7 protein-coding genes are annotated in these 11,774 nt (G+C 45.1%); 4 read left to right on the top strand and 3 right to left on the bottom strand.

The genetic code is table 11. From position 1 onward, the window contains the following. Nucleotides 1-8: 8 nt before the first annotated feature. Both argS and QUA16_RS10200 read right to left on the bottom strand, forming a co-directional pair. The gene (argS, locus tag QUA16_RS10205; RefSeq protein ID WP_333103332.1) at nt 9-1,766 is read right to left on the bottom strand and encodes an arginine--tRNA ligase; all 1,758 of its coding nucleotides are present in this window, start codon (nt 1,764-1,766) and stop codon (nt 9-11) included. Between the two features lie 44 nt (nt 1,767-1,810). Next, on the bottom strand, nt 1,811-3,244 hold the full coding sequence (locus tag QUA16_RS10200; protein ID WP_333103333.1) for a transposase: 1,434 nt from the start codon (nt 3,242-3,244) through the stop codon (nt 1,811-1,813). A 541-nt stretch (nt 3,245-3,785) separates the two neighbouring features. On the opposite strand from QUA16_RS10200, the gene QUA16_RS10195 reads away from it, so the two are divergent. From QUA16_RS10195 to QUA16_RS10180, 4 genes are all read left to right on the top strand, one after another. Next, nucleotides 3,786-4,181 (top strand): hypothetical protein, encoded by a 396-nt coding sequence (locus tag QUA16_RS10195; RefSeq protein WP_333103334.1) that lies wholly within the window; start codon nt 3,786-3,788, stop codon nt 4,179-4,181. A gap of 622 nt (nt 4,182-4,803) precedes the next feature. Continuing rightward, complete coding sequence (locus tag QUA16_RS10190; protein ID WP_333103335.1) at nt 4,804-4,929, top strand: hypothetical protein; 126 nt, start codon at nt 4,804-4,806, stop codon at nt 4,927-4,929. Nucleotides 4,930-5,033: 104 nt separating this feature from the next. After that, complete coding sequence (locus tag QUA16_RS10185; protein WP_333103336.1) at nt 5,034-6,425, top strand: malic enzyme-like NAD(P)-binding protein; 1,392 nt, start codon at nt 5,034-5,036, stop codon at nt 6,423-6,425. 471 nt (nt 6,426-6,896) lie between these two features. Continuing rightward, nucleotides 6,897-10,739, top strand: a complete 3,843-nt coding sequence (locus tag QUA16_RS10180; RefSeq protein WP_333103337.1) for a PAS domain S-box protein — start codon at nt 6,897-6,899, stop codon at nt 10,737-10,739. A gap of 331 nt (nt 10,740-11,070) precedes the next feature. Here QUA16_RS10180 and QUA16_RS10175 read toward each other — a convergent pair whose 3' ends face one another. Continuing rightward, entirely contained in the window at nt 11,071-11,565 is a 495-nt protein-coding gene (locus QUA16_RS10175; RefSeq protein WP_333103338.1) for a GNAT family N-acetyltransferase, read from the bottom strand. Nucleotides 11,566-11,774: the final 209 nt, after the last annotated feature.

Below are 11,774 nucleotides of genomic sequence, written 5' to 3'. Positions count from 1 at the left end.
ACCTTAGATTACATCCTCTCCAATACCTTAATCCCCAACAACTCCAAACCCAACTTCAAAGTCCTCGCCGTCAAATCGCACAAAATCAACCGCGAAGTCCGCAACGGTTCCTCAGCTTTCAAAACCGGACATTGCTCAAAAAATTGATTGAACTTTTGGCTCAATTCAAACAAATACTGACAAATTCGATTCGGCAACAAATCGCCGCCAACCGCATTTATCACTTCATTCAACTGCAATAAATGTTTGGCTAAAACCAACTCTGCATCAGACTGCAAGATTACTTTCGCACCAGCATCTAAATTATCAAAATCAATCTCACCTTTGCGGCGAATTCCTTGCACGCGCACGTAAGCATACAGCATATAAGGAGCGGTATTTCCTTGCAATGCGAGCATTTTGTCGTAACTGAAAATATAGTTGCTGGCGCGATTTTGACTTAAATCGGCATACTTAACGGCACTCAAACCAACTGTTCGAGATACGTTAGCAATAAATTCCTCAGTTTCTTGTCTTTCTTCGACTTTTAATCTCTCTTCTAAATCTTGGCGCGTGCGGACGATCGCCTCATCTAACAAATCCTGCAACCGCACTGTTTCCCCAGAACGAGTTTTGAGTTTTTTGCCGTCTTCTCCCAATACCAAACCGAAGGGAATGTGGACAATTTCGACATCTTCAGGAATCCAACCGGCTTTTCTGGCTACTGCAAATACTTGGGCAAAATGGTTTGCTTGTCCTGAATCTGTGACATAAATTAACCGCTTTGCATTGTCTTTTTGGATGCGGTAGCGCACTGCTGCTAAATCTGTTGTGGCGTAATTGTAGCCGCCGTCGGTTTTCTGCACGATTAGCGGCAGTGGTTCGCCTTCTTTGTTGGTGAAACCGTCTACAAAAACGCATTTCGCGCCGTCACTTTCTACTAGCAAACCTAAGTTGGTTAAATCTTCGACTACAGCGGGCAATAGAGGATTGTAAAACGATTCGCCGCGTTCGGTTAATTTGATATCGAGCAAGTCGTAGATTACTTGGAATTCGCGGCGAGATTGATCGCACAGCAATTTCCAAGCGCGGCGGGTGTCTTCGGCGCCTGCTTGCAGTTTTACTACTTCTTGGCGGGCGGTTTCTTTGAAGGTTTCGTCTGTGTCAAAGCGCTGTTTTGCTTGGCGGTAAAATGCGACTAAATCTCCTAAGTCTAGGGCGTCAGCGGTTGTGAGGGCTTCGGGGTGAACTTCGCGCAAGTATGCGATCAGCATTCCGAATTGCGTGCCCCAGTCGCCGATGTGGTTGATTCTGAGTACGTCGTGGCCTTGAAATTCGAGGGTGCGGGCGATCGCATCTCCGATGATTGTCGATCGCAAATGTCCGACGTGCATTTCTTTGGCTATATTCGGACTCGAAAAGTCGATCGCGATTGTCTGAGGCGTTTTCGCCGGTTCAATCCCCAAACGCGAGTCGGCGGCGATCTCACTAATTTGCGCTTCCAAATAAGCCGGTTTCAGCTTCAAATTGATAAAACCAGGCCCGGCGATTTCTGGGGTTTCGCAGATGTCAGTAATATCTAGGTTTTCGATGATTGTCGAGGCGATCGCCCGTGGGGGCTTTCCTAACTTTTTCCCCAAACTCATCGCCGCGTTGCATTGAAAGTCCCCAAAGTTGGGATTGCTGGCGGCGGCTAGCATCGGATCTGCACCTGCATAACTTTCGCCGAATGCAGCGGTGAATGCTTTTTCAAATTTTGCTTTTAACTGTTGAGCGATCGAGTTCATCTTGAATATTTTGATTGGATGTTTATTGTGAACCAACCTGACGGTCAACTGAGTACAGTTAGACCGCAGGCTTCTTTTTCCTTTTTTGCAAAGGCTTTTTTGAGTGACGGAGTTCCCCCGCCACTTTCGTAACTCAGACCAATCTTTCTAATAAGTTTAGCTGAGTTTTCATCTCGATCCAAAGATTCTCCACACTGACAGGAATGCCACCGCTCCGATAATTCTTTCGGAACTTTATTTAGGCAGTTCCAGCAATGTTGAGAAGTTCCCTTCGGATCAACAAACAAAACGCTTTTACCCAATTTCCAGGCGACATATTTTAGGACGCTAGCGAATTGCCCATGAGCAGCATCAAGCATGGATTTATTCAAGCCACTCTTAGCTGATTGACCGTTGGGCAAATAAACCAAATTACCATCCTCAATATCGGTCTTGGGCTTGGCGCGTCTAGTCAGATTTTTGACACTCAAGTCTTCAACAGCTAAAACTTCACATTTCCCGAACAGATCATGTGCCGTTTTAAACTGAAAATCCAATCTAGCTCTGGCTACGAACTGATGAAGTCTAGAAATCCTGTCCTTGATAACTTTCCAAGGCTTAGAACCCTTAACTCGGTTAGCTAGCTTCGCTTGAAGTCTTGCCAGCTTCTGGGCAGACTTCCTCAAAAATCTAGGATTCTCAACTCTTTCGCCATTAGAAAGATAAACGTAATTAGTTATTCCTAAATCTATACCAAAAGTTTTTTCATCAGTCGGTTGAATTTCTGCAACCGTTACAGGAACCGTCTTATCTTCTAGCGTCAGGGAAATATACCACCCATCCGCTTCTCTAATAACTATACCCGTCTTAACCTTGAACCCTGTTGGTATGGGGCGGTGGAAAACCATAGGTACTTGACCTATCTTTGCGAGGTTAATACAAATCCTATTTTGCTCGTCCTTGACAATATTTAAATTGTCCAACTGAGGATAAGTGAAAGATTTGTAGTAGTGAAACCCTTTGAACTTGGGTTTGCCCCTACGATTGCCATTTTTATCCGGCGTGGTGAAATTTGAAAAGGAAGTTTCCACCCTGTTGACGACATCTTGTAAAACCTGTGAATCCAACACTTTATAGTCAGGAAATAGTTTTTTAGTGTTTTTCATGTCGGCAAGCTGTATGGTTAGCCACTGCACATAACCGCCTTCAATGTTCGAGAAAATGTCACCCTTTTTAGTCAAAGGATTACCTAATTCATCCTTTTTTCTACCATCCCTAGTCTGCACTCTCGCCAAAGGAATGTTTTGATAAATCTCCTCAATAGGGACTATCGAAACAATCAAGGAACAGGCGTTGACGGGCGTTCTCGTGGATTCCCACCATCTGAATCTTTCGCCAAGTCGGTAGTTGTACTGCCGACGACAGAGTTCTAGATGAGCCACAATTGTTGCTAATTGGGTTTTTGTGGGTTTGAGGCGGTATTTGTATGTTACTTGCATTGGAAACTTCTTTTTTTCGACCTACTTTAATGTACCATTTTTTCGATTTAATAGTTATAAAGTACATCAAAGTTAAAGGTACTCGCAATGTCTAATTGTCGGTTTCCGTACCTACACCCGACGAGCCTTTCATCACGCGGGCGTAATTCATTCGGGGTACTTCGCGTAGCGCTCAGATGCGTCCCCTCTGAATATACAGAGGGACTTCCCGGCTGGTAGTTAAACTCTAGATTAAGCACTTTGTGGCAATAATACTCTTACTACTTAGGTAATTTCCCTCTGGTTCTCTCCCTCTGGGCCTATCCCCCTCTCCTCACCTAGTAGGAAATTTTGTACTTAGCTTTGAGCTGCTGATGCAATCAAAATCACTGGCCGTGATAGCACACAGTACATTTTATCACAGTTGCGATCGCTACACAAATTAAAAATTATCACATCAAGTCCATGATCTCGATCGCTAGATCATTTTGTTAAATCGCTTACATTAAGGTATGTTAAAATTTTTTCAATGCTCCCAAAAATCCTACGAAAGGAAGTAGTTATGTTATCTCAACCAATTTTTGGCGATCGCTCTCTGACAATCGCCTTTTATCAAGCAGTAATCGCTCGCTTCTACGACGGTTTCAGTCTCTCCGCCCAAGCACTATTACGAGAGTGTACGCTTGGCTTCGCCCCTTGTCCCGATGGAGTCAAAACCTTTTTCATCATCGCGCCGAGTCTCGATGCAGCAGAGCAACTAATGGAAAAAATGGACAGTATTTTGGAGCGAGTTGCCGAACTCATGGCTGGAGTCGGACAAGTTGCCCTGTGCATAGTTCCCCCCGGCAGCGAAGCAGAGCAACCGATAGATCTGCAAGACTTAGAAAAAGTTCCCCCAGATTGTCTGGCTTGCAAATTCTTTACAATTATATGGGCCGATGCTGCGGCCGATCGGTAAAATTGACAGTTAGCAACCAGCAACTCAAGACGGTTCGGCCCAAGCTGTGCTCGTGGTGGCGCGGGGTAGATTGTCTGTTAGTTAAAATCCCTGGAATTATCGGGCAAAGCGTGCAGGTAATTTAGAGCGTTTGCAAGGTTGCACTCGCAATCTTTGGCAAGTGTTAAACCAGACAAAATATATATCAAAGGCCCGCTTGTCAGTCGCTCAGATTTTTACCTGCCGGCTCAAACAGCCGTGCATCTACTTTTTACATTCCCAATAAAGGAAATCAAAAAGCCGCATCAACTCTCCTGGGTGTCTCGCTTCAAAAGACAGCAGCAGGAATTAGGCGGTATCGCTGGAAAAGAGATTTTTGCGAAATATCTGCTGAGGTTCAGAATAAGCAGAAATCTTCTCAAAAATAGATAAGAGTTCCGCAGGTTTACCTCAGAAACCCGGTTTCTACCCCCGCGCTTCATATTCGCGGTTCGCGAGGAAATTGACAGAAAATAGACTGTTTGTGGGAGAGTCAATCGATTTGAGATTTGAGATTTGAGATTTGAGATTTACCCCACGGATAAATGCGGGGGCTTGAGGATTTTAGATTTTAGATTTTGGATTGATTCTACGGATAAATCACGTGGCGGGTACCACCTTTGAAATTCCTGGTCACCAGCTAGAAACAGAGCAAAGCTTTACTCAAAAAAAGAGCAGTTTCCCAGCCACACCCCTGGCAGTGCAGAGCGATCGCACCACAGGCTCATAGAATTTGTTAAAAATTTCAGTTGAAAATTTAAATTATTAAATTTTATGCCTAACATTGGCGATAAAATCTAAGATTGAAATTCTCAAATCGGAAATCAAGGCATCATGGTAAAACTGACACCCAATCCCAGCTTTAGTTTAACAATTCGGGTTGCTCTGCCGAACCAGCCGGGAATGCTGGCAAGAGTCACCAGCGCGATCGCATCTGTCGGCGGCAACTTCGGCCAAATCGACTTGATCGAGCAAACCCGCGCCACTACCGTTCGCGATATCACCGTCGATGCTTACAGCCTCGAACATAACGAAGAAATAGTCCAAGCAGTTAAAGGACTGCCAGATATTAAAGTGCTCGAAGTGTACGATCGCACTTTCAACTTGCACCGCGGCGGAAAAATCAGCGTAGTGAGCAAAATTTCCCTCAAACGCCAGTCGGATTTGGCAATGGCATACACTCCAGGAGTGGGCCGCATCTGCACGGCGATCGCCAATGACCCGCAACAAGTTTATAACCTCACAATCAAACAAAATACTGTTGCCATTGTTACCGACGGTAGCGCAGTTTTGGGACTGGGAAACCTCGGCCCTGCCGCCGCACTGCCAGTCATGGAAGGCAAAGCCATGCTATTTAAAGAATTTGCAGGGATTGACGCCTTTCCTATCTGTTTGAATACCCAAGATACTGAGGAAATTATTCGCACAGTGCAGAATATCGCCCCGGTTTTTGGCGGCGTTAACCTCGAAGATATTTCTTCTCCCCGCTGCTTTGAAATCGAAGCAAGATTGCGGGAAACCTTAGATATTCCGATTTTTCACGACGACCAGCACGGCACTGCGATTGTTAGTTTGGCAGCATTAATTAATGCCTTGAAAATCGTCAAAAAGACCATCGCAGAAGTGTGTATCGTGATTAACGGAGCCGGTGCGGCCGGAGTCGCGATCGCCCGCTTGCTGCGTAAAGCAGGTGCCCAAAACATCATCATGTGCGACTCCAAAGGCGTCCTCTCCCAAGACCGCACGGATATGAACCCAGAAAAACTAGAATTTGCCGTGGCTTCGAGCGGTACTTTGGAAGATGCGATCGCCGGTGCCGATGTATTTTTAGGAGTCAGCGCTCCTGGCGTGCTTACCCGCGCGATGGTGCGTTCGATGGCCGAAAATCCCATTGTTTTTGCAATGGCAAATCCCATTCCTGAAATTCAGCCAGAATTAATTATGGAAGATGCGGCGATCATAGCAACCGGACGCAGCGATTACCCGAATCAAATTAACAATGTTTTGGCATTTCCGGGGATATTTCGAGGTGCTTTGGACTGCAAAGCTGCCACGATTACGACCAGTATGTATTTGGAAGCAGCTTATGCGATCGCCTCTTTAGTCAGTCCTTCTCAGCTTGACAAAGAACACATTATACCGTCTGTTTTTGACGAAAGAGTTGCCATTGCTGTCGCCGGTGCAGTGCAGTTGGCCGCCCGCTCCGAAGGTATCGCCCGCGATTAATAGAAGGAAGTTCGGCAACGGATTATGTAACGGATGTAACGGATGTAACGGATGTCCGTCGGAAGAAGGAAGAAGGAAGAAGGTTGGAGGGAAGATACCATGTATAAATTAATGGTGTTTGTACCAGTTTTGTACTTCTTCTTTTGTGATTTTTCGGGTTTCTTCTCATTCCCTCTTTCTTCCTCCCCGTTGATTATTACTCACTTTTGTTTCCCCATCTTGTCTTTTTCCTCAACATCCATCCGTTAAATCCCGATCGCGCGATCGTTGCCGAACTTCCCTCGAACCTCGAACCTCCAATCTCTTCCTTCTTCTCTCCAAGCTCAGCATCTATCCGTTACATTTGTTAAATCCCGTAGAGGGATCGTTGCCGAACTTCCTTCTTATCTCTTCCTTAATCAAGGATAAAACTCACAACAATAAACAAGATAATAAAGATATAATTAAATCACCCAAGTCCCGCTAGGTCAGATGCAAAGCCAGTTAGGAAAAGCCAAGCGCCCTCGCTGCAACCGCCCATTGTTAGAACTGTGCCCGATCGGGCTGGCATTGTGCCGGACGGACGGGACTTTTCTCGACGTAAATCCAGCTTTTGCAAATATTATCGGCCGCACAGTTGCAGAAACTCTCCACCTCAACTATTGGGAAATTCAGCAAACACAGTGCGCGCGCCCAGAAAAATATCTAGAATGTCAAGCAAAAAATAGCCACGCGCACCTGTGCGAAGCAGCATACAAACATAAAAACCAGCATCTCGTACCCGTGCGAGTTTCCGAGCGGGCAATTGAAACGGAGGGACAGTGCGCGATTTGGCTAAGTGTTGAAGAAATCTTTAATAATCGGGATCAAAATAGCGCTCCGCTGGAATCAGCGCCGCCGCACAGCAATTCACATCTAGAAAAATTGCTGGCCAAGCAGACTGCCCAACTGGCAAAAACTCAGAAGCTACTCGAAGAAAAAATCGCCGAACTGGAACAAACTCAAGACAAATTGCGTCTCCAAAGTCAAATTATCGACCAATTTCACGAAGCGGTGATTTCTACAGATATGGACGGCTCGATCGCCATTTGGAATCAAGCCTGCCAAAAGTTATACGGCTATGAAGAAACTGAGGCTATCGGACAGCACGTTTCTTTAATTTACCCGCCAGAACAGCACGAATTTTTGTTAGAGCAAGTCATCAAACCGCTACAAGAAAAAGGTGAGCATGAAATTGAAGTTATCACACGCCGTAAATCTGGAGAAAAATTTTCCTCGCACCTGATGCTGTCGCTATTGAAAGACAAAACGGGAGAAGTTGTGGGGATGATGGGTTCTTTCACAGATCTCAGCATTTGCAAAGCTTTAGAACAAGAATTAGCACAGAGACAAGCACTATTTGATGCCTTTTTGAAGGAGGCGCCTGCGGGACTTTGCATTTTGGACTCTCAACTGCGGTACGTGCAAATTAATCAATTTCTCGCAGAAATAAATTGCCTGAGTCCAGCAGAACACATCGGCAAGACTGTACGCGATATATTGCCGAATATCGCTCCAATAATAGAGCCTTTGTACGAACAAATTTTGAGGACGAAACAACCCTTAATTAATATCGAGATGAGTGGTGACAATCCCAGAAAGCCTGGGTTGATCCGACACCTGACAGGCTCTTATTTTCCCCTGCTCGACAAAGATGGGGAGGCGATCGGCATCGGTGCAGTTGTAATTGACATTAGCGATCGCAAACAAGCAGAAGCTGCGCTGCAAAAAAGCGAACAGCTTTACCGCACTATGGCAAGCAACTTTCCTAACGGTGCGGTGATGTTGTTCGATCCAGAAATGCGCTACACGCTGGTAGAAGGTACAGAATTAGCAGCCGTGGGGCTTTCCAAAGAATTGATGGAAGGCAAGACAATCTGGGAAGTATTCGAGCCAGATTTTTGCGCTGCTGTCGAGCCAAATTATCGGGCGGCACTGGCAGGAGAAACAGTTGTTACAGAATTTATTTACAGCGATCGCATCTACCTCGGTTATACTTTGCCAGTCAGAAACGAACGGCAAGAAATAATCGGCGGATTGCTAATGACTCAAAACATTACGGCTCGCCAATTAGCAGAAGAAGCGCTCAGGGAAAGCGAGGACAAATACAGGTGCATTGTCGAGACAGCAGACGAAGGAATTTGGATGATAGATACGGAGGGTAAAACTACTTTTGTCAACAAAAAAATGGCCGATATGCTCGGCTGCACTCCAGAGGAAATGATCGGACAGTCGTTATTTGCTTTCATGGATGCAGAAGGCAGGGCGATCGCACAAATCAGTCTAAAACGCCGCCGTGAAGGAATTCGCGAACAGCTCGATTTTAAGTTCCGTCGCCGAGACGGCAGGAACTTGTGGGCGATGGTTTCTACTAATTCCTTGGTAGACAAACAGGGACGCTATGTGGGTGCTTTGGCAATGGTTGCCGACATTACCGATCGCAAGCAAACAGAAGCCGCATTGCAGCAGTCGGAAGCCAAATTTCGATCGCTCTACGAATTAACCAGTTTGCCGGTTTTTATGTTATGTGACAATGCCATCACCGATGCCAACACAGCCACCCTACAACTATTCGGCTGCACCGCCGCGCAACAGTTGTACTGCCAAAACCCTGGCAAACTCTCACCTCCTTTCCAACCCAACGGCAGAGATTCTTTGAGCTTGGCCCACGAAATGATAGCCATCGCCTTTGAGCGGGGAAAGCACCGTTTTGATTGGGTTCATCAGCGCTTAGACGGTACTGATTTTCCCGCAGAAGTCGTGCTGACAGTCATCGAGGTTGGAAATGAAAAAATGATCCAAGCAGTTATCCAAGATTTAACGGATCGCAAACTTGCAGAAGAAACTTTAGTGCGATCGGAACAAGCGCTCAGACAACAAGCTCAGCGAGAATTACTGCTCAATCAAATTGCCAACCAAATCCGCACTTCTTTAGATTTAGACACAATTTTAGCAACAGCAGTTCAAGAAATTCGCAATCTGATGCACCTAGATTGGTGCATCTTCACTTGGTATCGCCCCAACACCAATCCTCCGCTTTGGGACGTAACTTACGAAGCGAAGAATGCAGATTTGCCGAGTATGCTTGGCACTTATCCTGTAGACGACAAATCTAGTCTCGCAGTGCGACAGATTTTGCGGCGAGAAATTCTGCGAATTGATGATGTCAGCACTTTTGAAGATGTAGAATTGCGCGAACTTTTCCAGGCTTCAAATTTTAACTCAGTGCTGTCGCTGCCCATTCATACTGCAGCAGGCGATATTGGGGTGATTACCTGCTATCAGGCTATGTCCATGCGAAATTGGAGCGAATCGGAAGTCGAACTGATGCAAGCGGTGGTCGCTCAAATTGCGATCGCGATCGACCACGCCGAACTTTACACCCAAACGCGCACAGCGGCCCGATTAGCTCAATCTCAAGCTCAACAGCTAGAACAAACTTTACACGAACTCCAACGCACCCAAACTCAATTAATTCAAAGTGAAAAAATGTCGAGTTTGGGCCAGTTAGTAGCAGGCGTCGCCCACGAAATTAACAACCCGGTTAATTTTATCTATGGCAATCTCAGCTACACCAGCGAATACACTCAAAATTTGCTAAAAATGCTGCAACTTTACCAGAAGGAATACCCGCAGCCTAGCGCCCGAATTGTAGATGCAAGGGAAGACTTTGAAATTGATTATCTTATTGAAGATTTACCGAAAATTTTAGCATCTATGAAATTCGGAGCCGATCGCATCCGCGACATAGTTTTGAGCCTGCGAACTTTTTCAAGACTTGACGAAGCCGAAAAGAAACAAGTTGACATTCACGAAGGCATTGAAAGCACGCTGCTGATTTTGCAAAACCGCCTGAAACATAAAGCCGATCACCAGACAATTAATGTCATTAAAGAATACGGTAATTTACCTTTAGTTGAATGTTATCCCGGTCAGTTAAATCAAGTATTTATGAATTTGTTGAGCAATGCGCTAGACGCATTGGAAATGGAGATGAAGAAATCCGATCGCACCGCCAAAAATCTCGCAATTAGGATTCGCACCCAAGTAACCGACAATAACAGCGTTGCCATATGGATAGCTGACAGCGGCCCTGGGATGAGCGAAGATGTGAAAAAGCGCTTGTTTGACCCGTTTTTCACTACTAAACCCATCGGCAAAGGAACTGGCTTAGGATTGGCAATTTCGCACTCTATAATAGTAGAAAAACACGGCGGCAAGCTTTCTTGCATTTCTGTATTGGGAGAAGGTTCCGAATTTGCGATCGAGATTCCTCTGCGGCAAAAGATAAATTAAACTTAGCGTGTAATTTTTAGTAAGGAATGAGAATTAAATAACTTCCACAATTTTGTGGGATGGGCGTCCCGCCCGTCCTTATTATAGTAGAAAAACATGGTGGCAAGCTTTCTTGCAATTCTGTATTGGGAGAAGGTTCCGAATTTGCGATCGAGATTCCTCTGCAGCAAAAAATAAATTAAACTTATCGTGTAATTTTTAGTAAGGAATGAGAATTAAATAACTTCCACAATTTTGTGGGATGGGCGTCCCGCCCGTCCTTTTTGCACGGGCGGGACGCCCATCCCACAATAACAATTAAAATTGTAAGTTATTTAATTCGCGCTCCTAATTATAGTTTTTTTGTACCTATAAATTTTACGTAAACCCGATCGCACCTTGGCGTCTCCACACCAGTTGTCGGTAGATATCCGCTATTTTCGTACATTTTCACAGCTTCTTTGAGAATGCTAGCAGTTTCTATCCAAATTTCCTCAAAGCCGCGAGCGATAATTTTACTTTCCAATTCTTGCAGTAAAAATTTCCCCAAACCCTGTCCTCTTGCTGCTGGCAAAATATACATTTTGCGAATTTCCACAGCATTATTTCCTCGCTCAATCGGATAGTAAGCCGCCGTACCCACTATTTTATCCTGCCGTTCAACTACCCAAAATTCCCCGCCTTGATTATGATAATGAAGTTCTACATCATAGACATCTCGATCTGCCCCGTGAGGTTCGCATTTTAAACCGTACTCTGCTAAAACATCCCTAATTAAATAGAACGCCTCAGCGCGATCGCGCGTTTCCCAGGAACGAATTAAAAAATCCAGATGTTGGGTTTTCATTTGTGGTTGCAACGTATATTTATTTTTTTACTCTAGTAACTGTAAAATTAGTCATTTTTTGTGTTTTACAGTCTTTTTTACAGTCTTTAAGTGCACCTATAGCTGTTCTCAAGCGTTGTGAGGTATGGGGTGAGTCCTATGCCTATGCCCTATGCCCTATGCCCTATGCCCTATGCCCTATGCCCTATGCCCTATGCCCTATGCCCTAT

The organism is Microcoleus sp. S13_C3, assembly GCF_036700905.1.
Classification (GTDB): Bacteria; Cyanobacteriota; Cyanobacteriia; order Cyanobacteriales; family Microcoleaceae; genus Microcoleus.
This window is presented reverse-complemented; position numbering and strand designations above follow the sequence as displayed.

Coding starts and splice junctions, on each gene's coding strand:
- QUA16_RS10175 (WP_333103338.1), bottom strand. CDS start 11,565: ATGAAAACCCAACATCTGGATTTTTTAATTCGTTCCTGGGAAACGCGC.
- QUA16_RS10180 (WP_333103337.1), top strand. CDS start 6,897: ATGCAAAGCCAGTTAGGAAAAGCCAAGCGCCCTCGCTGCAACCGCCCA.
- argS (WP_333103332.1), bottom strand. CDS start 1,766: ATGAACTCGATCGCTCAACAGTTAAAAGCAAAATTTGAAAAAGCATTC.
- QUA16_RS10185 (WP_333103336.1), top strand. CDS start 5,034: ATGGTAAAACTGACACCCAATCCCAGCTTTAGTTTAACAATTCGGGTT.
- QUA16_RS10200 (WP_333103333.1), bottom strand. CDS start 3,244: ATGCAAGTAACATACAAATACCGCCTCAAACCCACAAAAACCCAATTA.
- QUA16_RS10195 (WP_333103334.1), top strand. CDS start 3,786: ATGTTATCTCAACCAATTTTTGGCGATCGCTCTCTGACAATCGCCTTT.